Below are 20,756 nucleotides of genomic sequence, written 5' to 3'. Positions count from 1 at the left end.
AACATAGAACAGAAGTCCGGAACGGCGGGAAGTCCCGTCGTCGAAAATCCTTGAGAACCAACTAGGGGAGAAGATGCTGTTTCAGCAGATCGCCACGTCCATTGCCGCCCAGACTGAAGGGGGCCACGAGGAACTCGCTCCGTTGTGGGCTGAGCCGTGGGTCTTCGGCATTGTGATGTTCGCTTTCCTGCTGGTTCTCATGTTCGTCACCCTCTCCTACACCAACCTGGGCAATCGCCACGAGGCCGTAGAAGAGCACTCCGATCCGCACCGCCAGCACCCGAACAAGCACACCCACGGCCAGGGTCACTAACATTATCGCCGCAACACCGCGTGGGGAGTCGGAGCGCAGGCTTCGGCTGGGCGTGATGGGTGGAACATTCGATCCCATCCATCACGGCCACCTTGTGGCTGCAAGTGAAGTCGCAGCCAAGTTTGACCTTGATGAAGTGGTTTTCGTGCCCACCGGCCAGCCTTGGCAGAAATCGCACAAGCAGGTCAGCCAGCCGGAGCACCGCTACCTCATGACGGTGATCGCCACGGCGTCCAATCCCCGGTTCACGGTGAGCAGGGTGGACGTGGACCGACCAGGTCCGACATTTACCATCGACACCCTGCGCGATCTTCGCGCCCTCCGCCCCGATGCGGATCTGTTCTTTATCACAGGCGCCGACGCCTTGGCGCAGATCCTGTCGTGGAAGGACGTGGACGAACTCTGGTCCTTGGCCCATTTCGTCGGCGTAACCCGCCCGGGGCACGAGCTGCATGACATGGGCAGGGATGACGTCAGCCTGCTGGAGGTACCGGCCATGGCCATCTCCTCCACGGACTGCCGAACCCGCGTAGGAGCAGGCAACCCCGTCTGGTACTTGGTGCCGGACGGTGTGGTGCAGTACATCGCAAAATATGGACTGTATGCCGCGCGCCCCGAGGCGGGGGACTTCGCTCCGGCAGTGTCCGGATCAGACGACCAAGCACGTACTGAATGAGTTTTGAATGAGCAGCCAGGAACAGCGACCCATCCGCAGCAGGCGTGAACTGCGTCGCGCCCGGGAAGAGCACCCGGAGGCGCAGGCGGAGACAACCGCACCCGCAGGAGCCGAGCCCGTGATGGGGGCTGACCGTGCGAACAGCCGCAATCGTCGCGCCGCAGATGTGCCCGTAGATGCGGTGGGGCCCGCAGCCCAGGAGCGGTCTTCCCAGATCCGTGCGCGCGATCGTGCAGCGCTGCGCACCATCAAGGAACTTGCCGACAAGGAGGAGCAACTCTCCGGGGGTGGCCCGCCGACACGACGCCAGCTTCGGCTTCAGCAGCTCCAGGCTGAAGTGGCCACTTCCATGAACCCCATCGTCCCGGCTCCCGGCTCCACTCCGGACGCTGCGAAGCCGGAGGCTCCACAGGAGCCGTCCAAGGAGAAGGCCCCGGCCCCTTCCTCGCCGTCGTCCGATGGTGGGGAAACCCAGAATCCTTCAGCGGAATCCGAAATGTCCGTGGAGCAGGCACTCGCGGTCCGCGAGCTGATCGCTGCCCAGGTACAGAACCAGACTGCCAAGCTGGAACACATTGCCGAGCAGGATCCGTTGGCCGTTGATCCGGAGGTCCTGGCCCAGCAGATCGCCCTCGCCGAGCGCGCGGCAGTATTGAACAAGCGTGCCGCTGCGAAGCAGAAACTCGCGGAGCAGAATCAGACGGACAAGGGCAAGGCACCGGAGTCAAACGTCCCAGCCGAACCCAAGTCCCCTGCCGTCACGGCGGGTCCTTCGACAGCCAACAACCTTGCCATGGTGACTCCCTTGGAGTTCGTCAAGGTTCCCGGCGTCGAACGTCCCGTCATGAAGCGTCCGAGCACCACCTTCGTGCCTCTGATTACCTCTGCGGGACCAAAGCTCGATGCCGTCCCACCGACCGGCAGGGAGCAAGGGTCACGTGGCCGCGCCGGAGTGCTTGCCCGGGCGGAGGCGGTTGCCCGGTCCGTGCGGAAGAAGCCCGTCATGGCGGCGGAGCCCAGCGAAGAAACGCAGCGGCCACCGGTATCGGCCAGCACGGCGTATGGACTTGATCCCCTTGACGTCAACACGGCTGGCTTGGCAAGGGCGCAGCGAAACAGGCTGTTGCAGTACGGCGTCCTGGCGTTGGGCCTTGTCGCGCTCATCGTCGGCATCATCATGATCACGAGCGGCTAGTTCCGCTCAATAACGGCTCACGCCATCCATAGGCCACAGGCCACAACAAGGAGTACCCCGTGTCTGCACATGAACAATCCATCACCCTCGCCCGTCACGCCGCGCGCGCCGCAGCCGACAAGCTTGCCGAGGACATTGTCGCTCTGGATGTCAGCGAGCGTCTGGCGCTCACCGACATCTTCCTGATTGCGTCTGCTCCCACGGAGCGTCAGGTCAACGCCATTGTTGACGGCATCGAGGAGGAACTGCTTAAGCAGGACCTTCGTCCCGTGCGCCGCGAGGGCCGCTCGGAAGGCCGCTGGGTCCTGTTGGATTATGCCGACATCGTTATCCACGTCCAGCACGCTGAGGACCGGGTCTTCTACGCCCTGGAACGGCTCTGGAAGGACTGCCCTGTGGTGGACCTTGAACTGGGAGACGATGCCTCTGCCAAGTCGGTAACAGTGGAGGACTCAGAGCACTAGCAACTGCGCGGCAGCCGAATATGCCCGATTTGGAATTTTCGGAAATGCTGTTCTAAGATATTTGAGTTGCTTCGGCGCGGACAGCCGAAAAGCTGAACGCGAAGCGGCAAGAATATGGGGCTGTGGCGCAGCTGGTAGCGCACCTGCATGGCATGCAGGGGGTCAGGGGTTCGAGTCCCCTCAGCTCCACTCTTGAGGCTCTGCCTTTCTTCATGAATCTCGTGGAGAACGGCAGGGCCTCTTTCGTGTGCCCGGAATGGTGGCCCAGCGCCGAGCGTTCAGGGGGCCCGCTGCAGTGCCGGCAGCATGAAGTCCCACATCTGTTCGATCCTTAGGAGTACGTCCTCGCGTCCCGTCAGAACATCAGAGACCATCTGGACGCCGGTGAAGGAGGCAATCAGGAAGCGGGAGAAGGCCGCAGGATCAAGGTCGGGCCGAACGGCGCCGTCCGATCGGGCTTGCTGGAGAAGTTGCTCCGCGGTGCTGATCCAGTCTTCGTAGGGGCCGGACACGTCCGCTTCAAACGCGGATGCTTCAAAGGTGAGTCGAATGCCACCCTGGACAATTGGCTCGTCCAGCAATTGTTGGCCGAACATCCTGCAGAGGCCGATGATTTTGTCCAGTGCCGGCTTGCTGGAGCCAACAATGTCGGAACCTGCCGCCAAGACCAAGGCATGCTGTTCTTCGATGACTGCCAGAGCAAGTTCCCGCTTCGACGTGAAGTGGAAGTACAGTGCACCCTTGGTCACGCCGGCGCGCTTGGTGATGTCCGTCAGGCTGGCGTTCCCGTAGCCAATCTCTGCGAAGACCCGGGCAGCACCTTCAATGACAGCGAGCCGCGTTTCCTTCGCACGTTGCTGCATCGGTAGTGGCTGACCTCTCGGTGGTGGACGGTGCGGCGGCCGGGAAGCATCCCTTAAGGCCCCCACTACGCTATCACCGGCCGCAATGCCTCAGCATCAAAAACCGACTGGACGGTTTGGTTTATCCAGGGAGAGATCCTAGACTTCAGGAGGGCGCTGCAGGATTATGCGTGCACGCTCGCTGGCAGCCGGTTTGGGGGGAGGTGCGATGGATTCGTCCAGCGCACCTCGGCTGCCGGGGAACAATTGCCGGCAGTGACGTACCTCACGGTTTGTCGATTTCGCTTATCGGTTGAATGTGGTTAGTATTGACGAGTTGCTTCGACGGGAAGAGAAATACTTCCCCACGAAACCAGCAAATCCGGGGCTGTGGCGCAGCTGGTAGCGCACCTGCATGGCATGCAGGGGGTCAGGGGTTCGAGTCCCCTCAGCTCCACTTCGGAAAAAGACCCCGCTCATTCGAGCGGGGTCTTTTGCTTTCCCTCGGCTGCGAATTTACTCGGGAGGTCGTGCGAATTCCGCGCCGCTGACGAACTCGACGCCTTGGAAGGGCTCACTGCCCACCACCTTGGCGTTGTGGCCCGGAGGGATGCTGTAGGAATCTCCCGCGGAAATGCTGATCTTCCCGCCGTCGTTGGTTTCCACTTCCAAATTGCCTGAGACGCAGAAACCTACGTGGCTCAGCTGGCAGGAGTCGGTACCGACGACTGGTTTGATGCAGTCGGCCCAGGTCCAGCCCGGTTCAAACGTCATGCGGCCGATTGTGTAGTCTCCTACGGTGACAAGGTCCAACACGGTCTTGTCCGGTCGCCGTGTCTCGTCGGGGGAGTTGTGGGACTTTACTTCAAGGTTCGTGACAACATTGACACTCATGGCTTCTCGTTGGGGAGGGGGAGCCGAATGATTGGTGGTCCCGGTGCCTGGCTCCTTGGGTTTGCCGGTTCCTATGCCTGCCGGCGTCCGAGGGTTGTGACATCAACCGGAGCGACGAGCAGGTGTTTGCCTGATGCTCTCCAGATTCCTCCCTGGCACCTCTTAAGTCGAGACACCGCAGCTAAGTCAAAAAAGCTGCCGCAAGGAAAGCGAGAACCGCATCGTGACGTCATGGGAACTTGAGGCGCTGTTCGGAAGCCTAAGCAGGCTCCCCGACGTCGAAGCGGACAACCTCCAGGCTCACGACGCCACTGACAGGCTGTTGCTGGAGACGGCTGGGGGCTTGGTCGGCCCGGAAACCGAGATCGTTGTCATTGGCGACCGTTACGGCGCCTTGACGTTGGGCGCTTTGGTTGGGCTCGGCGTCGAACATGTGCGGGTGAACCAGGACCTGTCCACCGGCAGGCGCGCGCTTCAGCGCAATGCGGCCACGGCCGGGTTGGAGGGGCGCTACATTGAGCATGAACTCGGCCGGGAATTGCTGGAGGGGGCGAGCCTGATCCTTCTGCAGTTGCCTAAGTCGCTTGCTGAGTTGGAGGAAATCGCCGACGCCGTTGCCCGGTTTGCACCGCCGCATGCGGTCTTGCTTGGCGGAGGCCGCGTCAAGCACATGTCCGTTGGAATGAACGCTGTGTTGGAAAAGTACTTCTCCACGCTCCAACCCCAGCTGGCCCGGCAGAAGTCCCGTGTGCTGGTGGCGAAGAACCCTCAACCCGTTGCCGGCCCGGCGCCCTTCCCCATGGTGCAGTCACTTCCGGAGCTGGGGCTCACGGTACAGGCCCACGGCGCTGTATTCTCCGGTGCCCGCCTTGATATCGGAACGCGCTACTTGCTCACGTTCCTTGATCGCATGCCACCATCGCAGAATACAGTCGACCTCGGTTGCGGAACGGGCATTCTGGCCGCCATGTATGCGCGCCGTAACCCCACGGCCCGTGTCATCGCGACTGACCAGTCCGCGGCCGCCGTCGCCTCGGCCAGGGGGACTGCGGCGGCCAACGGCCTGGGGGAGCGGATCACGGTGCTGCACGATGACGCCATGTCCACCCTTGATGCGGGCAGTGCCGACCTCATCCTGCTGAACCCGCCGTTCCATGTGGGTACAAGCGTCCACGCTGGCGCTGCGCTGAAGATGTTTGAGGCCGCCGCCCGGGTCCTGGCGCCCGGAGGGGAACTATGGACGGTCTACAACAGCCACTTGCAGTACCGGGCTGCCCTTGAACGCCTCATCGGGCCGACAGTTGAGGAAGGCAGGAATCCCAAGTTCACGGTGACGCGGAGCCGGAAGGGCTGGGCGTCATCAAAAACCACGGTCTGAACGCCTGTCGCATACAATGCAGTGTCATCGTTACCAAGCCCTGACTCCGTGGCCAGCGTGTGCTCGTATCCGTGGCGGCGGGGGTATCGTACGATGCAGACACAGACTAATTCGACGACGTTTTCCGAATAACGAGGGGCATCAGTGACTGAGATCCGGCAGCCGACACCTAGGCGCGGAACGAACCTACCCCGCATGGGGGACTTCAACCTGACCGTCATTCTGGAGGCGATCCGGCGGTCATCGGGCGGACTCAGCCGCGTCGAACTGGCACAGATCGTGGGGCTCTCCCCGCAGACGATTTCCAACATTTCGCGGCGCCTCTTGGATCAGCAACTCATTGTGGAGGCCGGCAAGGAGGGTTCCGGCCCCGGAAAGCCGCGCACCATCCTGCGCCTGAACCCCGCAGGGATGTATGCGGTGGGCGTGCACCTGGACCCGGCCGTCATTACCTTTGTTGTCTTGAACTTGCTCGGTGACGTCGTGAGGCATTCCCGCATGGCGACGCCGGGCGGTGACCCGGCGGGCGTGATCACCAGTATTGCCGAGCAGATCCAAGTGCTCATCGAAGAATCAGGTGTGGACGCAACCAAGATCGCAGGACTGGGTGTTGCGGTTCCCGGTCCGATCGACCTTGACGAAGGTTCCGTAGTGGAGCCGCCTCTATTGACACGCTGGAACAGAGTGCGCATCCGGGAGGCATTGACCGAGGCCACAGGCCTGGAGACGCTGGTGGACAAGGACGTCACCAGCGCCGCGGTTGCCGAGACGTGGGCAGGCGGGGCCAGTGGTGCCGGCAGCTTTGTCTTCATGTACATGGGTACAGGCATCGGCTGCGGCATCGTGCTCAATGATGAAGTGGTGCGGGGGACATCGGGTAACGCCGGTGAAATTGGTCATATTGTGGTGGACCCTGATGGTCCGCTGTGTGATTGTGGTCAGCGCGGTTGCGTCAAATCTTCGGCCATCCCGCAGGTGGTTGTTGCTGAAGCCCAGGAAGCCGGCGTCCTCGACGGACGTCATGAGGGTTCCGACGGCCCTGAGGTCCAAGAGCGCTTCGCCGAATTGTGCGATAAAGCTGATGCCGGCGACGAAAAGGCCATTGCCATCCTGGCCAAATCGGCCACGCTCGTCGCGCGTGCCGTGTCAGTCGTGACCAATACTTTGGACGTCGAGCGCGTAGTTTTCGGCGGCCCTTTCTGGGGTCGGGTGTCGCCGTACTTCCTGGAACGTGTTCCTGCGCTCCTGGATACGAACAACGCGGCCCGTATGATCCACGGCCTCGAAGTGGTGGGAACAGGTGTGGGTGAGGATGTCGGCGCCATCGGCGCAGCGTGCCTCGTGCTGGAACACACGCTGGCCCCCCGCGCACAAAGGCTCCTGCTGGAGGGCTAGGCCCTGGGCAGGGACAACCGAATATCCGCAAGGCTCGGCCACGTCGCGGGAGTGTCACGGTGAAGTGAGGGGCTGCAGCCGCGTTTGATTGAATGGAGCACCATGCGCCGCCCAGTGAAGAATGTCGCAGTACGTTTCTCCGCCATCGTGTCCGTCGTTGCCCTGCTGGTGGCCGTGACGTCCTGCTCACCTACGCCTGAGGCAACGCAAAGCAAGACCTTGAAGATCGTCTACCAGAAAACCGACTCGTTTACGGCCCTTGACGCGGTCATGCAGGATGCCAAGAAAGAATTCGAAGCCGCCAATTCCGGGGTGACGGTAGACCTCCAGCCCATCCAAGCCAATGACGACGACTACGGAACCAAGCTGTCGCTGGCGCAGCGTTCCGCGGACACCGCCCCGGACGTCTTCTATGAGGACACCTTTAAGGTGCGTTCCGACGTCGACGCCGGGTACCTCCTCAAGCTGGACAGTTACCTCGAGAAGTGGGACGACTGGTCCGCGTTCAACGAAGCAGCCAAGGCAGCTGGCCGTGCCGACGACGGCGGCATCTATGCTGTCCCGCTGGGCACCGATACCCGTGCCATTTGGTACAACAAAGCCGTGCTCCAGAAAGCGGGGGTCTCCCTGCCTTGGCAGCCGAAGACTTGGGACGATATTCTCACCACGGCACGCGCCATCAAGGCCTCCGACCCCAACGTGATCCCCTTCAACATGTACGCAGGCAAGGGGACCGGCGAGGGCACAGTGATGCAGAGTTTCTACGAGCTGCTCTATGGCACAGACAGCACGCTGTATGACGAGAAGGAGAAGAAGTGGGTAGTCGGCTCACTGGGCTTCACCGACTCGCTGGCGTTCCTGAAGACCCTCTATGACGAAAAGCTCGCGGTCAGTCCAGCCGAAGCACTGGATGCGAACGTCTGGAAGAAGGTCTTTGGCGAATGGTTCCCCCAAGGAAAACTGGCCGCCACCGTGGAAGGTTCCTACACGCCGTCGTTCTGGCAAAAAGGCGGCGCGTATGAGTGGCCAGGTTATGAGCAGGACATGGCCGTAGCCATGTTCCCCACGCAGAAGGGGCAGGAACCCGGCGGCGTCAGCATGTCCGGCGGCTGGACGCTGGCGGTGGGTGCCAAGAGCAAGAACCCTGAGCTGGCCTTCCAGTTCCTCACCACTGCGCTGAACAAGAAGAACGCACTGGCCTACGACATCAACAATTCGCAGATCGCCGTCCGCACGGATGTTGCCTCGGAGCCGCAGTATCTGGCGGCGAATCCCTTCGTTAAGGATGTTTCGGACCTGGTGAAGGTGACCCACTACCGCCCAGCCACCGCGGACTACCCCAGGATCTCCTCCGCCGTCCAAGTTGCCACGGAAGCGGTGATCACGGGCAAGCAGAGTCCCGAGGATGCCGCTGCCGAATACGACGCAACGGTCCGTAAGCTCGTCGGTGAGGACAAGGTCCTGGAGAAATGACGATCCGCCGCTCGCTGCGGCTCCTTCCAGTAGTCCCATCCATTCTTCTGCTGCTTTTATTCCTGCTTGCCCCGGTGGTGTGGTCCTTTTACGCATCGTTTACCGATGCCTCGTTGTCCGGCAAAGCTGCCAGGGACCCGCAATGGGTTGGCGCGGACAACTACGTGCGGATGTTCAGTGACGACTCGTTCCCGTTGGCCGCCTGGCTGACGGTGGTCTTTGTCGCAGCTTCGGCTGTGCTTGGCCAGAACGTCCTCGGCCTGTTGATCGCACTGCTGATGACACGGTCGCGAAGGGCGGTGTCGTCGTTGGTGGGCACGGCAGTGGTGGCGGCTTGGGTCCTGCCTGAAATCGTGGCCGCCTTCGCCGCCTACGCCTACTTCAACCGGGATGGGACGCTGAACCAGCTGTTGGGGGTGGTGGGTGGTCAGGGCCCCGACTGGCTGTATTCCTTCCCGATGGTTGCTATTGTCCTGGCGAATACGTGGCGCGGAACCGCCTTCTCCATGCTGGTGTACCGGGCGGCGCTGGCGGATGTTCCCCGGGACATCTCAGAGGCGGCACTGGTGGACGGTGCCAGGGGGTGGCAGCGCCTTGCCTACATCACGCTGCCGCTGATCCGGAGCAGCATCGCCACCAACCTGATGCTGATCACGCTCCAAACGCTGGCCGTGTTCACCCTCATTTGGGTGATGACTGCGGGTGGACCCGCCAACGCCAGCACCACTTTGCCGGTGCTGGCCTACCAGGAGGCCTTCAAGTTTGGGGACATCGGCTACGGGACGGCTGTGGCGTCCGTGCTGATTCTGTTGGGGATGGTCTTCGGCGCGGTGTACGTCCGGCTCCTGCGGGAGCAGCGCCCATGACCGGCAGCCGACTGCGAGCGCCGGCGGGTGCGGATAGCACGACGACGACCCGCAGCGCCCGCTCCAGGGCCAGGGTTGGTGCGGACATCGCCTTGGTAGCGATTGGCTTGTGCTTTGTGGCGCCTTTGCTGTGGTTGCTGCTGGCCGCCGTCGACCCCCAAGCCGGCTACCAGACCACGGTGCCGTCAACGCCGTCGACGGATAATTTCCGGGCTGTCCTGACTCCTGAACTGTTGTTTCGGCCGCTGGCCAACAGCTTCCTGCTGTCTGCCGGAACTGCAGTAGTCAACGTGTTGGTCGCGGTCCTTGCTGCCTATCCTTTGTCCAGATACCAATCCCGGTTCAACAAGCCCTTCATGTACACGGTGCTGTTCGGTACGTCGTTGCCCGTGACGGCCATCATGGTGCCGGTCTATGGCTTGTTCGTCCAGTTGCAGCTGCTGGATTCCATGGCAGCAACGATCTTCTTCATGGCCACCACTACTCTGCCCATGGCGATCTGGATGACCAAGAACTTCATGGATTCAGTTCCGTTGGAGTTGGAGGAGGCGGCGTGGATGGATGGCGCCTCGAACATGGCGGCGCTGCGGACCATCGTGCTGCCCCTGATGAGGCAGGGGCTTGGCGTGGTGTTCATCTTTGTGTTCATCCAGGCATGGGGGAATTTCTTCGTGCCCTTCATCCTGTTGCTCTCCCCAAGCAAGCAACCGGCGGCAGTGTCCATCTTCAGCTTTTTCGGCCAGCACGGCGCCATTGCCTACGGACAGTTGGCCGCGTTCTCCATCCTGTATTCCGTGCCCGTGCTGGTGCTCTATGCGGTGGTCTCCCGGGGCATGGGAAATTCCTTTGCCCTGTCCGGTGCCATGAAAGGTTAGCCGGACGCCATGAAAAGCCAGTGCCCGGTCAGTCGATGTCCTCGACGATTTCACCGTAGGGGATGGAATCGTCAAGGTGGGCCTGGTGTCCGGTTGGGCCCCTGTTGAACGTGATGCGTACACCGTGCCGTTGGTCCGCTGCCGACTGGAGGAGAACGGGGCGAACGGCGTCGATGACGTGCTGATCCTGGGATGCCAGATAGTTCTGGTAGGCGGCTGGTAGCTGATGCATGGCAAAAGGATAGACCTCCGGCGCGCCCATGGGGAGGGGTACCCATTGCGGCTCCGAACGGGGAGGACTTGGATAGAGTGGCCGATGCAGGCGGAGCACAGGAGTGCCCGGCACCCAGTGCCAGCCGCTTGCCGGGAGACACCAACGCCAGCGAGGGGACCACGAGTGCAACAGATCACTGCCACGGCCGGAATCGACGCACCGGAGATGGCCCGGGCCCAGCAGCTGATGGGCAGCATCGTCCGCAGCTTCGAGAACAAAGTGGTGGGACAAACCCGGCTTCGCGAGACCTTGGTCATTGGTCTTCTGACGGGCGGCCACGTGCTGCTGGAAAGCGTTCCGGGGCTGGCCAAGACCACGGCGGCCCAGGCCCTCGCGGAGTCAGTGAGTGCCGAGTTCCGCCGTATCCAGTGCACACCGGACCTGTTGCCCAGCGACATCGCAGGTACCCAGATCTTTGACGCAGCCAAGGGTACCTTTGTCACACAGTTAGGCCCCGTCCATGCCAACATCGTCCTGCTGGATGAGATCAACCGCTCCAGCGCCAAGACGCAAAGCGCCATGCTGGAAGCGATGCAGGAACGGCAGACCTCCATCGGCGGCGAGTCATACCCCTTGCCGCAGCCTTTCCTGGTGCTCGCCACACAAAACCCGATCGAGCAAGAGGGAACGTACCGTCTCCCCGAAGCGCAGATGGACCGGTTCATGCTGAAGGACGTCCTGGATTATCCCAGCCCCGCGGAGGAAGCGGAGGTCATACGTCGCATTGATGCTGGAGTGTTCAGCGCAGATCAGAAGCCGCCGGCCGCTGCATCCCTTGACGCAGTGGTCCAGGTCCAGGAACTCGTACGTCGCGTGTACATCGACCCGGCAATTGTGAGGTACATCGTTGGCCTTGCGTACGTCACCCGCAACGCCACCCAGTACCTGGAACCCCAGCTGGCCAATCTGGTCGAATTCGGTGCGAGCCCACGGGCCAGCATCGCCTTCAGCCAGGCCGCCCGGGCGCTCGCACTGCTGAACGGGAGGGACCACGTCATTCCCGAGGACGTGAAAAACCTCGCACACCGTATCCTGCGCCACCGCATCATTCTTGGCTTCGATGCCGTGGTTGAAGGCATCCCTGTGGAGACCATCATCGATGCCGTCCTGGCGTCAGTCCAGACGCCGTAGGGGACGAGTAGGTGCCTGGCCTCCTCCGACGCGTCAAGTCGAAGATGTTCATCTTCGCCCACCGCAGGACCCTCACTTTGCTCGACGGCGAATACGGTTCTGTGTTCAAAGGCCGCAGCCTGGACTTTGACGAATTGCGCGCCTACGTCCCGGGCGACGAAGTCAGGGATATCGACTGGAAAGCAACAGCCAGGCATGGCTCGCCCCTGGTGAAGCGCTATGTCGCGGTGAGACGCCACTCAGTCCTGCTCCTGGTCGATGCAGGGCGCACCATGGCCGCACAGGCCCTGTCCGGGGAACCCAAGAAGGACATCGCCGTTCACGCTGCCGGAGTCTTGGGGTACCTCGCGTCTCGGCACGGAGACGATGTGGGCCTCTTGCAGGGGGATACGGTCGCGTCCACCTACATTCCACCCCGTCAGGGCGAAGAGCATCTGGAACGGCTGCTCCAGGAAATCGACGCCATCGCCGTAGACAGCCCGGCCAGTGCCATCGCCGAACAGCTGGATTACGCCCTGAAGTACCTGAAGGGGAGGCTGCTCATCGTCGTTATCGCGGACGAGTTCATGCCCGACCCCCGAGCGGAAGCGCTGATGCGTCGGCTGCGTGCACGCCATGAAGTGTTGTGGTTGACCATCCGCGATGCGGACCTCGCCCTGGAAACAGGAGGCCGCTCGCAGGACAGCACGGATGTGGGGACCGGACGGGGGATCCCCGCAGCACTGGCCGTTGACGCCACGGTGCGTGCAGCCTATGCCACGGCGATGCTCCACCGTGGGCAACAACGCGACGCCATTTTCCGGCGCCTCGGAATCGCCGAGGAACTAACCACCGGCAGCGAAGACGTCCTGCCGGCAGTCTTCGCCCTCCTCGAAAAGCACCGTTCAGGCATCCGCGCAGCGCGGAGCGCCGGCAAAGGTGGGCGCAGTGCAGGATGACGCTGGCTTCTACGCACCACTGCAGTACCAATCCCACTGGTTGTGGCTGGGGCTGTTTCTCATGCTCCTCGTTGCCGGCTGGTATGTCTGGGTCCTCCGGCCCGCCCGTACGGAAACTCCCACGCGGTCAGCCACATCCCTGCCCGGGCTGGACGCACTGAGAGCCGCCTGCCTGGCGGCCATCGACGCAACAGCAAGCGACACCGACGCCGGACGCATACCGGAACGCGACGCCCACCAAAGACTCAGCTACCTCCTGCGCGAATTCGCGCAGGCGGCCTCCGGCCTCCCGGCGACCTCCATGACCCTCGAGGAACTGCGCCACCAAGGACTGGACGAGCTTGCTGCGGGGATCGCCGGCATCTACCCCAACGAATTCGCACCCGTCCAGGTCCAATCAATACACGTCCAATCAATACACCACTCGGCAGAGGCCGCACGTCGGGTGGTGCGGGCATGGAACTGAGCTACTGGTGGATTCTTCCCCTCGCCGCAGCAGCCGTGGGCTGCGCCGCCTGGCTCTCCATCCGCCGTCGTCCGCAAAAGGTGCGGCACATCGCGCACGGTGAACGGCTGACTGCGCTCCCGGCATACCAGCACGCCCTGCGCCAGTACCGGACCAGGCTGGTGCTGGCCGTCGTCCTGGGTGCCGTGTTCCTGGCCGCCACCGCCACAGCCGCAGCCAGGCCCACCCACCGCAGCACCGTGCAACCGGAAATACGGAACAGGGACATAGTGCTCTGCCTGGACGTCTCCGGTTCCATGACCAGCACGGACGCGGCCATCGCAGCCGTCTTCCAAAAGCTCGCCGGGGAATTCGACGGCGAACGCATCGGCATGGTCATCTTCGACAGCAGCAGCGTTCAACTATTCCCCCTCACTGACGACTACCACTACGCCACCGAACAGCTCACCCAAGCCAAGGATGCCCTGGACAGTGGAGCCGGTTCATTCTTCGACGGCACCTGGAACGGGGAAGGCTCCTCGCTCATTGGAGACGGCCTGGCCTCGTGCGTCCAGAGCTTCCCGGACACCGCCGATGGTTCACCTGACCCGCGGCGCTCGCGGTCGGTGGTGCTGGCCACGGACAACTTCCTCTCTGGTGAACCGGTCTTCACGCTCGAGGAGGCCGGCGCACTGGCCATCAGCAAGAACGTGAAGGTCCATGCCCTCAACCCCGGAGATCTGGACTACGGGGACCAGCCCGACCAACCCGGAGTGCAGCTCAGGGCAACAGCTGAGCGGACCGGAGGCACCTACTTCACCCTGGACAGCCCCGAAGCCGTGCCCGGGATCGTGCAGAAGGTGCAGGAAACAGAAGCCACCAGCTACCGTGCGGCTCCGCAGGCTGTAGTAGCGGACACCCCGGCCTGGCCACTGGGGATCGCGTTGCTGGCCGGTACGGGAATGCTGGTGCTGGGATGGCGGCTGGACCCATGAACACCAACGCCCTGACCTTCGCCCCGATCCTGCCCTGGCCTGTCCTGGTTGTTGCGTGCCTGGCTGTGGTGGCCTTCACCGGCTGGGAGATCGCGCGCCGAGACCGCACCGGACGGACCGCCCCCCGACGGCCGGTGCGGCCCGCAGCTCTCAGGGGTGCCGCCGTCGTGCTTCTCCTCCTTGCCGCGCTGCGTCCCGGCTGGACCGGCGGAGAAGCCCAAACAGCAACCGCGGACGTTGACGTTTACTTCGTGGTGGACACCAGCACCAGCATGGCCGCCGAGGACTACAACGGCACGGATACCCGGTTGACCGGCGTCAAACAGGACGTCATGGCCATTGCCAAAGAACTGGCAGGAGCCAAGTTCTCCCTTATCACCTTTGACAGCAAAGCCACCGTTCGGATGCCGTTGTCGCAAGACGCTACTGCCCTGCAAACCGCCATGACCACCCTGCAACCCCAGAATGCCAGGTACGCCAGGGGCAGTACTGTGACCGGCGCAGCGCAGCTGCTGAAGGAAAGGCTGGCAAGCGCGAAGGAGCAGCATCCCGGGCGGCCGGCGCTTGTCTTCTACGCCGGTGACGGCGAGAACACGAGCACCGAACGGCCAGCACCTTTGGACGCTGCCAACGTGGCCGGGGGAGCGGTGCTCGGCTACGGCACCCCTCAGGGCGGGCGAATGAAGGACTCCTCGGATGCTGATGCCCGCTATCTGAGGGACACGGCTTCCGGCAACCCCCAGGACGCGATGTCAAGAATCGACGAAGGGCAACTCCGCGGCATCGCAGACCAACTCCACATCCCCTACGCGCATCGGACTGGAAACGAGCCAATCTCCGACACACTCGGCAAGGCCCAACCAGGCGCATTCGCCCCAACCAACGGAGTCGGACCAGGCCGCACGGAACTCTACTGGCTGCTGGCGCTGGCAGCCTTCCTCCTTGCACTGTCTGAGCCCCTGCGGCACCTTACCGCGCTTCAGGACGTGCGTGGCCCGCGTCGAAAGGAGCCCAGGCCGTGAAAGAGGAAAAGGCACGACGGCGGCCACTCCGGCGTGCGCTGTGGTCGGCTGCACCGGCCCTCGCGGCGCTCGCAGTCGCTGTGAAACTGGTGAGTGCGGGTTTGCTGGGCAGTTCTGCGCAGGAGGCCTTCACCTCCGGCCAGCAGGACGCCGTGGACCGTGCGGCGTCATGGTTGTCGGTGGCGAACGTCGTAGAGCCATACAAGGCGCAATTCGCCGCGGGAGATGCCCACGTGCTGGCCGGTGACTTCGGCGCTGCCCGTACCGATTTTGAGGCAGCACTGCGGGCGGGGTCCGGCACGGAGGAGTGCAAGGTTCGCGTCAACCTGGTACTGACCATCGAGAAGCTGGGGGACACGGCAGCCGGGAACCTATCCGAAGCCGCACGGTTGTACCAGGAAGCCCTCGACACTGCCAAGGCTTCGCCGCCGCAATGCCACGAGGCAGGGTCGTCGAACGCGGCAGGGGAAGGCGCCAGCTTGGACTCGGCAGCGGATCGACTCGCTGGCAAGATTTCCGCAGGCGAAACGCCAAGCATGGATGCGCAACAGGGTTCGGGAGACACTCCGGCCGCCCCTCAGCCGGAGCAACTCAAGCAGCTGGAGGAGAACGCGCAGCGAGCCCAGCGGGAGCGGGCGGAGGGCATGGAACGTGGAGAGTACCTGCGTAGCCCGGACAGCGGACCGAGTGTGGACAGGCCGTGGTGAACACCACCAAGGGCGTTTAACGGGGCTGCTATTCCCAGAGAATCTCGTCATCCACCACGCCGTCTTCATCCGCTGCGACCACCAGTAGTTCGTCTGTGAAGTGCGAGCCGAGCGTGAAATCCAGGACGAAGTAGCGCTCCGGCTGGCCGGGGTAGATGGCAACGTGGCCGAGCTTGAGGGCCTTCAGGAAGACGTCGTTGGTGAGCAGGCCCTTGTCGCGGACGCCGAACACGGATTCGAGCTGCTCTTCCTTGAGCTGCGAGCTGTGGAAGTGCAGGAACTGTTGGGGGTTGGTGCCGTCCTGGTCGAGTTCGTCGGCGATCATTTCCCTGACCTGGTCCACCAGTTCGGGGAGGAAGCGCAACCGGTAGTCCACCTTGCGCATGGCGGCTTCATCGAAGTGGTCGTGCGCGGCGACATTGAGGTCCAGTTCAAGCTGGTTGCCGGCGAGTTCATGTCTTGCGACGAAGCAATGTTCACGCCCGTGGTTGAGCTCGATCTCCCCAAAATGTTTGCTCGCTACCTTGCCCATGTGATCAATCTAACCCCATCAACCGGCGGGTTCCAGCACTTGGGACTATTTCATCGGCGCCGCTGCGGACCCTTGACAGGAGCGGGTTTCAGGGGGTTAAGGCCGCTCTTGCCGGAGGTGTCACGGAGCGTGTCGGCGAGCAGTTGGGTGAACAGCTGGACTTGCGCCGTGCGCTTTTCATTAATGAGCAAGGCGAACACATTGCGGGCCAGCCGAATGTCCGGGACATCAAGAACCACGACGCCGGGCGGTCGGTTGCGCAGTGCCAGTTCCGGTACCAGCGAGGCGCCAAGCCCTGCCGCGGTCATCTCGAGGCTCGCGTGGAAGTCGTCGCTGTAGGCGACGACGCGGGGATGCAGGTTGCAGCTGGCGAACAGGCGCTCAATGACCAGGGCATCGCTGGTGCCGGGGTGGTGGACGATCCACGGCATGTCCGAAAGGTGAGCCGCTTCGATCTCGGCGTCCTCGCGGATCTTCCACGATGCCGGCAGGACCACACGGAAGTCGTCGTCGCCGATCCATTGACGTTCCAGTGAATGCGGCCATGCCAGGCCGGACTGCCCCACTTGGTAGACGAGCGCCACGTCCAGTTCGCCGCCGCTGCGTAGCCCCTGGATGGTTTGTGCAGGCTCGGCCACTGACACTTTCAGCTCAATGCCCAACCCGTTCCATCGTTCATTCCGAAGGATGTCGGGCAGTACATACGTGGCGAGGCTGGGGAAGATGCCCAGCCTGAGCTCCTGGGCGGGGGAGTCGTTCGTTCTTGAAGCAGCCGCCATGAGGGCTTCGACATCGGTCAGCACCTTGGATGCGTGACGTGTCATGGTCACGGCAGCCTCCGTGGGAACCACGCTGCGGGCGGAGCGTTGGAAGAGCTCGACGCCGGTGTCGCGTTCCAGTGCGGCCATCTGCTGGGAGACTGCCGAGGCTGTATAGCCCAGTTGGGCGGCGGCTGCCGCGAAGGAACCCAGCCGGGTGACCTCCAATAGTGTCCGGAGGTGGAGGAGGTTGACCATCAGCCGATTTTAGCTGTTCGCCACGCCACATTTTCAAAGTGTCACGACACGCCGTATCCCGGCGACACGCAGGAGATTAAATGTGGCTAAGTAGTCCACAGGGTGTGGATTTCATCTCTCACTTCGGCGGAATCACGGACATTTTGAGGTACCTGCCCTGTGGACGAGCGGTGGATTGAATGACATACTTGTAATACATCATCTTGGGGTTCCAGCGAGGCGCTTGCACTACATGTAGTATCGATTTACGGATTGAGCGGGAAACCAGCGCAAGACTAAATAAGAGCGTGTTGGCTGCCACAGCAGCCCGCGGGCCGGTATCGGATTCAGTAATAAGTTCCGGTTGAGCCCGCCAGATACGAAGAGCGACAGACTTCAACTAAGGGGACAGGGATCATGACCGTTACGGTTTACACGAAGCCGGCCTGTGTTCAGTGCAACGCAACCTACCGGGCACTCGACAAGAAGGGCATTGCCTACCAGAGTGTCGACATCTCCCAGGATGCCGAGGCCCTTGAGCGCCTCAAGGCGCTGGGTTACATGCAGGCTCCGGTTGTCGTGACCGAGCAGGACCACTGGTCTGGATTCCGCCCGGACAAGATCGAGGAACTGGCCCAGGCCGTTTCCTCCGTGGCCTAAGTTTCATTCAAACTTCGCCACCACAGCACACCAAGAATTCCTATGTAGTTGAGGTGACTCCCATGGCACCGTTGGCAGCGGCAACCGTACGCGAAGCTGCGGAGGCTGTCACCACCAGGAGTCACCTCATCTACTTTTCCTCGGCATCCGAGAACACCAAACGATTCGTCCAGAAATTGGGCAGGGACGCAGCTCGCATCCCGCTCTATGCCCAAGATGCACCGCTTCAGGCCCTTGAACCATTTGTCCTTGTACTGCCTACGTATGGCGGAACGAATGGCGAAGGTTCTGTACCGAAGCAAGTCATCAGGTTTCTGAACAACCCCGGGAACAGGGCGTTGATCCGGGGTGTTATCGGAGCAGGGAACACTAATTTCGCGGACAACTACTGCGCGGCGGGAGACATCATCTCCGTCAAGTGCAGGGTCCCGCATCTTTATAAATTTGAGCTCATGGGGACGCCTGAAGACGTCCAACGAGTCAACGAAGGGCTGGAAGAATTTTGGACACGACTGTCGCAGAAACAGAAGTAACCGGGGGCGCTGTGGACACGGCCAAGAAGCCATTGCCTGAGGCCTATAAGGGCCTGGGCTATCACGAACTCAACGCCATGCTGAACCTGTATGGCCCCAACGGTGAGATCCAGTTCGAAGCCGACCGCGAGGCTGCGCACCAGTACTTCCTGCAGCACGTGAACAACAACACCGTGTTCTTCCACGACTTGGAAGAGAAGCTCGACTACCTGGTAAAGAACCAGTACTACGAGCGCGAAACGCTTGACCAGTACACGATGAACTTCATCCGCGACCTCTTCAACCGCGCGTACAAGAAGAAGTTCCGTTTCGAGACCTTCCTCGGTGCGTTCAAGTTCTACACGTCCTACACGCTGAAGACGTTCGATGGCAAGCGCTTCCTGGAGCGCTACGAGGACCGCGTGTGCATGGTTGCCCTGCACCTTGCCCGCGGCAATGAAGAGCTGGCCAACCGCCTCGTTGACGAAATCATCGACGGCCGCTTCCAGCCTGCTACCCCGACGTTCCTGAACGCCGGCAAGGCCCAGCGTGGCGAGCTCGTCTCCTGCTTCCTGCTCCGCATCGAAGACAACATGGAGTCGATCGCCCGCGCCATCAACTCCGCCCTTCAGCTCTCCAAGCGTGGCGGCGGCGTAGCCCTTTCGCTCACCAACATCCGCGAGCACGGCGCTCCGATCAAGCAGATCGAAAACCAGTCATCCGGTGTTATCCCCGTGATGAAGCTCCTCGAAGACAGCTTCTCCTACGCCAACCAGCTCGGTGCCCGCCAAGGCGCAGGTGCCGTGTACCTGCACGCCCACCACCCGGACATCCACCGCTTCCTCGACACCAAGCGCGAGAACGCTGACGAGAAGATCCGCATCAAGACGCTCTCCTTGGGCGTCGTCGTTCCGGACATCACGTTCGAACTCGCCAAGAAGAACGAGGACATGTACCTCTTCTCGCCGTACGACGTCGAGAAGGTCTACGGTGTTCCGTTCTCCGACATCTCGGTAACCGAGAAGTACTACGAGATGGTCGACGATTCCCGGATCAAGAAGACCAAGATCAGCGCCCGTGAGTTCTTCCAGACCCTCGCGGAGATCCAGTTCGAGTCCGGCTACCCGTACATCATGTTCGAGGACACCGTGAACCGGGCCAACCCGATCGACGGCAAGATCACCATGAGCAACCTGTGCTCGGAGATCCTGCAGGTTTCCTCGCCGTCCATCTATGCCGAGGACCTGAGCTACGAAACCGTGGGCAAGGACATCTCCTGCAACCTCGGTTCGATGAACATCGCCAAGACCATGGATTCCCCGGACTTCGGTCTCTCCATCGAGACTTCCATCCGTGCCCTCAGCGCTGTGTCCGATATGTCCTACATCAACTCGGTGCCGTCCATTGCCCAGGGCAACGCCCAGAGCCACGCGATCGGCCTTGGCCAGATGAACCTCCACGGCTACCTTGCCCGCGAGCACGTCCACTACGGTTCCGAAGAAGGCTTGGACTTCACCAACATCTACTTCTACACGGTGCTGTTCCACGCTCTTCGCGCTTCCAACCGTCTTGCCATCGAGACCGGCCAGAAGTTCGGCGGCTTCGATAAGTCCACCTACGCAAGCGGCGAGTTCTTCGACAAGTACACCGAGCAGGAATGGGTTCCGGCAACGGAGCGCGTACAGGAACTCTTCGCTGGCCACCACATCCCCACCCAGGATGACTGGCGCGAGCTGAAGGCTTCCGTCATGGAGCACGGCATTTACAACCAGAACCTCCAAGCCGTGCCGCCTACCGGTTCCATCAGCTACATCAACAACTCCACGTCGTCGATCCACCCGGTGGCCGCCAAGATCGAAATCCGCAAGGAAGGCAAGATCGGACGCGTCTACTACCCGGCTCCGTACCTGACCAACGACAACCTGGAGTACTACCAGGATGCCTACGAAATCGGCTACGAAAAGATCATCGACACCTACGCCGCTGCCACGCAGCACGTGGACCAGGGCTTGTCCCTGACGCTGTTCTTCAAGGACACCGCCACCACGCGTGACATCAACAAGGCGCAGATCTACGCATGGCGCAAGGGCATCAAGACCCTCTACTACATCCGTCTCCGCCAGCTCGCGCTGGAAGGGACCGAGGTGGAAAACTGCGTCAGCTGCATGCTCTAA

At 62.0% G+C, this 20,756-nt stretch carries 23 protein-coding genes and 2 tRNA genes; 20 read left to right on the top strand and 5 right to left on the bottom strand.

Going from position 1 to position 20,756, the window contains the following annotated elements; all coding sequences use genetic code 11:
* Positions 1-73: 73 nt before the first annotated feature.
* The 5 genes from ACR30Z_RS14065 (at position 74) to ACR30Z_RS14045 (ending at position 2,837) form a co-directional block, all read left to right on the top strand.
* A complete protein-coding gene (locus ACR30Z_RS14065; RefSeq protein WP_144651516.1) occupies positions 74-313 on the top strand; it encodes a hypothetical protein in 240 nt (79 codons plus the stop codon).
* A 4-nt stretch (positions 314-317) separates the two neighbouring features.
* Positions 318-989 carry a nicotinate-nucleotide adenylyltransferase gene (nadD, locus tag ACR30Z_RS14060; protein ID WP_434373198.1) on the top strand — a complete coding sequence of 224 codons (672 nt, stop codon included), beginning with the start codon at positions 318-320 and terminating at the stop codon, positions 987-989.
* Positions 990-996: 7 nt separating this feature from the next.
* The gene (locus ACR30Z_RS14055) at positions 997-2,184 is read left to right on the top strand and encodes a hypothetical protein (protein ID WP_434373142.1); all 1,188 of its coding nucleotides are present in this window, start codon (positions 997-999) and stop codon (positions 2,182-2,184) included.
* Between the two features lie 59 nt (positions 2,185-2,243).
* Positions 2,244-2,648 carry a ribosome silencing factor gene (rsfS, locus tag ACR30Z_RS14050; protein WP_434373140.1) on the top strand — a complete coding sequence of 135 codons (405 nt, stop codon included), beginning with the start codon at positions 2,244-2,246 and terminating at the stop codon, positions 2,646-2,648.
* Between the two features lie 116 nt (positions 2,649-2,764).
* Positions 2,765-2,837: transfer RNA gene (locus ACR30Z_RS14045), tRNA-Ala, on the top strand.
* Between the two features lie 89 nt (positions 2,838-2,926).
* On the opposite strand, the gene ACR30Z_RS14040 is transcribed toward ACR30Z_RS14045, so the two are convergent.
* Positions 2,927-3,511 (bottom strand): ScbR family autoregulator-binding transcription factor, encoded by a 585-nt coding sequence (locus ACR30Z_RS14040; RefSeq protein WP_144651523.1) that lies wholly within the window; start codon positions 3,509-3,511, stop codon positions 2,927-2,929.
* Positions 3,512-3,874: 363 nt separating this feature from the next.
* Here ACR30Z_RS14040 and ACR30Z_RS14035 point away from each other — a divergent pair.
* Positions 3,875-3,947 (top strand) — tRNA-Ala (locus tag ACR30Z_RS14035).
* Between the two features lie 59 nt (positions 3,948-4,006).
* Here ACR30Z_RS14035 and ACR30Z_RS14030 read toward each other — a convergent pair.
* Positions 4,007-4,384 (bottom strand): cupin domain-containing protein, encoded by a 378-nt coding sequence (locus ACR30Z_RS14030; protein ID WP_144651525.1) that lies wholly within the window; start codon positions 4,382-4,384, stop codon positions 4,007-4,009.
* Between the two features lie 223 nt (positions 4,385-4,607).
* On the opposite strand from ACR30Z_RS14030, the gene ACR30Z_RS14025 reads away from it, so the two are divergent.
* From ACR30Z_RS14025 to ACR30Z_RS14005, 5 genes are all read left to right on the top strand, one after another.
* Positions 4,608-5,762 (top strand): class I SAM-dependent methyltransferase, encoded by a 1,155-nt coding sequence (locus ACR30Z_RS14025; protein ID WP_434373138.1) that lies wholly within the window; start codon positions 4,608-4,610, stop codon positions 5,760-5,762.
* A gap of 195 nt (positions 5,763-5,957) precedes the next feature.
* Positions 5,958-7,157 carry an ROK family transcriptional regulator gene (locus tag ACR30Z_RS14020; protein WP_167510496.1) on the top strand — a complete coding sequence of 400 codons (1,200 nt, stop codon included), beginning with the start codon at positions 5,958-5,960 and terminating at the stop codon, positions 7,155-7,157.
* 102 nt (positions 7,158-7,259) lie between these two features.
* Positions 7,260-8,630 (top strand): extracellular solute-binding protein, encoded by a 1,371-nt coding sequence (locus ACR30Z_RS14015; protein ID WP_144651531.1) that lies wholly within the window; start codon positions 7,260-7,262, stop codon positions 8,628-8,630.
* Positions 8,627-9,496, top strand: a complete 870-nt coding sequence (locus ACR30Z_RS14010; RefSeq protein WP_434373135.1) for a carbohydrate ABC transporter permease — start codon at positions 8,627-8,629, stop codon at positions 9,494-9,496. Before ACR30Z_RS14015 ends, ACR30Z_RS14010 begins: the two co-directional genes overlap by 4 nt.
* Positions 9,493-10,371, top strand: a complete 879-nt coding sequence (locus ACR30Z_RS14005; RefSeq protein ID WP_434373133.1) for a carbohydrate ABC transporter permease — start codon at positions 9,493-9,495, stop codon at positions 10,369-10,371. The genes ACR30Z_RS14010 and ACR30Z_RS14005 overlap by 4 nt, the downstream gene beginning before the upstream one ends.
* A gap of 28 nt (positions 10,372-10,399) precedes the next feature.
* Here the strand turns inward: ACR30Z_RS14005 and ACR30Z_RS14000 are convergent, their stop codons facing one another.
* The gene (locus ACR30Z_RS14000; protein WP_434373131.1) at positions 10,400-10,603 is read right to left on the bottom strand and encodes a hypothetical protein; all 204 of its coding nucleotides are present in this window, start codon (positions 10,601-10,603) and stop codon (positions 10,400-10,402) included.
* Between the two features lie 165 nt (positions 10,604-10,768).
* Here ACR30Z_RS14000 and ACR30Z_RS13995 point away from each other — a divergent pair, with 165 nt between their 5' ends.
* The 6 genes from ACR30Z_RS13995 to ACR30Z_RS13970 are packed head-to-tail and all read left to right on the top strand — an operon-like array spanning position 10,769 to position 15,883.
* A complete protein-coding gene (locus tag ACR30Z_RS13995; RefSeq protein ID WP_434373129.1) occupies positions 10,769-11,776 on the top strand; it encodes an AAA family ATPase in 1,008 nt (335 codons plus the stop codon).
* An 11-nt stretch (positions 11,777-11,787) separates the two neighbouring features.
* Positions 11,788-12,714 carry a DUF58 domain-containing protein gene (locus tag ACR30Z_RS13990; protein WP_434373127.1) on the top strand — a complete coding sequence of 309 codons (927 nt, stop codon included), beginning with the start codon at positions 11,788-11,790 and terminating at the stop codon, positions 12,712-12,714.
* Positions 12,704-13,180, top strand: coding sequence for a hypothetical protein (locus ACR30Z_RS13985; protein WP_434373126.1), 477 nt, complete (start codon positions 12,704-12,706; stop codon positions 13,178-13,180). The genes ACR30Z_RS13990 and ACR30Z_RS13985 overlap by 11 nt, the downstream gene beginning before the upstream one ends.
* A complete protein-coding gene (locus tag ACR30Z_RS13980) occupies positions 13,171-14,154 on the top strand; it encodes a vWA domain-containing protein (RefSeq protein ID WP_434373124.1) in 984 nt (327 codons plus the stop codon). Before ACR30Z_RS13985 ends, ACR30Z_RS13980 begins: the two co-directional genes overlap by 10 nt.
* Positions 14,151-15,176, top strand: coding sequence for a vWA domain-containing protein (locus ACR30Z_RS13975; RefSeq protein ID WP_434373122.1), 1,026 nt, complete (start codon positions 14,151-14,153; stop codon positions 15,174-15,176). Before ACR30Z_RS13980 ends, ACR30Z_RS13975 begins: the two co-directional genes overlap by 4 nt.
* Positions 15,173-15,883 (top strand): hypothetical protein, encoded by a 711-nt coding sequence (locus ACR30Z_RS13970; RefSeq protein ID WP_434373120.1) that lies wholly within the window; start codon positions 15,173-15,175, stop codon positions 15,881-15,883. The genes ACR30Z_RS13975 and ACR30Z_RS13970 overlap by 4 nt, the downstream gene beginning before the upstream one ends.
* Before the next feature lie 28 nt (positions 15,884-15,911).
* Here ACR30Z_RS13970 and ACR30Z_RS13965 read toward each other — a convergent pair whose 3' ends face one another.
* Positions 15,912-16,415 (bottom strand): DUF2004 domain-containing protein, encoded by a 504-nt coding sequence (locus ACR30Z_RS13965; protein ID WP_434373119.1) that lies wholly within the window; start codon positions 16,413-16,415, stop codon positions 15,912-15,914.
* Between the two features lie 50 nt (positions 16,416-16,465).
* Complete coding sequence (locus tag ACR30Z_RS13960; protein WP_434373117.1) at positions 16,466-17,431, bottom strand: LysR family transcriptional regulator; 966 nt, start codon at positions 17,429-17,431, stop codon at positions 16,466-16,468.
* A 396-nt stretch (positions 17,432-17,827) separates the two neighbouring features.
* Here ACR30Z_RS13960 and nrdH point away from each other — a divergent pair, with 396 nt between their 5' ends.
* The 3 genes from nrdH (at position 17,828) to nrdE (ending at position 20,756) form a co-directional block, all read left to right on the top strand.
* Positions 17,828-18,070: a glutaredoxin-like protein NrdH gene (gene nrdH / locus ACR30Z_RS13955; RefSeq protein WP_011775022.1), complete on the top strand. Its 243-nt coding sequence runs from the start codon at positions 17,828-17,830 to the stop codon at positions 18,068-18,070.
* A gap of 62 nt (positions 18,071-18,132) precedes the next feature.
* The gene (gene nrdI, locus ACR30Z_RS13950; protein ID WP_434373115.1) at positions 18,133-18,603 is read left to right on the top strand and encodes a class Ib ribonucleoside-diphosphate reductase assembly flavoprotein NrdI; all 471 of its coding nucleotides are present in this window, start codon (positions 18,133-18,135) and stop codon (positions 18,601-18,603) included.
* An 11-nt stretch (positions 18,604-18,614) separates the two neighbouring features.
* Positions 18,615-20,756, top strand: a complete 2,142-nt coding sequence (gene nrdE, locus ACR30Z_RS13945; protein ID WP_434373197.1) for a class 1b ribonucleoside-diphosphate reductase subunit alpha — start codon at positions 18,615-18,617, stop codon at positions 20,754-20,756.

The organism is Paenarthrobacter sp. FR1, from assembly GCF_051106045.1.
In the GTDB taxonomy this organism is placed as follows: Bacteria; Actinomycetota; Actinomycetes; order Actinomycetales; family Micrococcaceae; genus Arthrobacter; species Arthrobacter nitroguajacolicus_A.
The sequence above is the reverse complement of the archived record's forward strand: the minus strand, read 5'-3'. Positions and strand labels throughout refer to the sequence as shown.

What these genes read in the sequence shown, in the direction of transcription:
- ACR30Z_RS13980 (WP_434373124.1), top strand. Translation starts at nt 13,171, where the DNA reads ATGGAACTGAGCTACTGGTGGATTCTTCCCCTCGCCGCAGCAGCCGTG.
- ACR30Z_RS14040 (WP_144651523.1), bottom strand. Translation starts at nt 3,511, where the DNA reads ATGCAGCAACGTGCGAAGGAAACGCGGCTCGCTGTCATTGAAGGTGCT.
- ACR30Z_RS14065 (WP_144651516.1), top strand. Translation starts at nt 74, where the DNA reads ATGCTGTTTCAGCAGATCGCCACGTCCATTGCCGCCCAGACTGAAGGG.
- nrdH (WP_011775022.1), top strand. Translation starts at nt 17,828, where the DNA reads ATGACCGTTACGGTTTACACGAAGCCGGCCTGTGTTCAGTGCAACGCA.
- ACR30Z_RS13960 (WP_434373117.1), bottom strand. Translation starts at nt 17,431, where the DNA reads ATGGTCAACCTCCTCCACCTCCGGACACTATTGGAGGTCACCCGGCTG.
- ACR30Z_RS13975 (WP_434373122.1), top strand. Translation starts at nt 14,151, where the DNA reads ATGAACACCAACGCCCTGACCTTCGCCCCGATCCTGCCCTGGCCTGTC.
- ACR30Z_RS14005 (WP_434373133.1), top strand. Translation starts at nt 9,493, where the DNA reads ATGACCGGCAGCCGACTGCGAGCGCCGGCGGGTGCGGATAGCACGACG.
- nrdI (WP_434373115.1), top strand. Translation starts at nt 18,133, where the DNA reads ATGGCACCGTTGGCAGCGGCAACCGTACGCGAAGCTGCGGAGGCTGTC.
- ACR30Z_RS14020 (WP_167510496.1), top strand. Translation starts at nt 5,958, where the DNA reads ATGGGGGACTTCAACCTGACCGTCATTCTGGAGGCGATCCGGCGGTCA.
- ACR30Z_RS14015 (WP_144651531.1), top strand. Translation starts at nt 7,260, where the DNA reads ATGCGCCGCCCAGTGAAGAATGTCGCAGTACGTTTCTCCGCCATCGTG.
- ACR30Z_RS14055 (WP_434373142.1), top strand. Translation starts at nt 997, where the DNA reads ATGAGCAGCCAGGAACAGCGACCCATCCGCAGCAGGCGTGAACTGCGT.
- ACR30Z_RS14010 (WP_434373135.1), top strand. Translation starts at nt 8,627, where the DNA reads ATGACGATCCGCCGCTCGCTGCGGCTCCTTCCAGTAGTCCCATCCATT.
- ACR30Z_RS14030 (WP_144651525.1), bottom strand. Translation starts at nt 4,384, where the DNA reads ATGAGTGTCAATGTTGTCACGAACCTTGAAGTAAAGTCCCACAACTCC.
- ACR30Z_RS14000 (WP_434373131.1), bottom strand. Translation starts at nt 10,603, where the DNA reads ATGCATCAGCTACCAGCCGCCTACCAGAACTATCTGGCATCCCAGGAT.
- ACR30Z_RS13965 (WP_434373119.1), bottom strand. Translation starts at nt 16,415, where the DNA reads ATGGGCAAGGTAGCGAGCAAACATTTTGGGGAGATCGAGCTCAACCAC.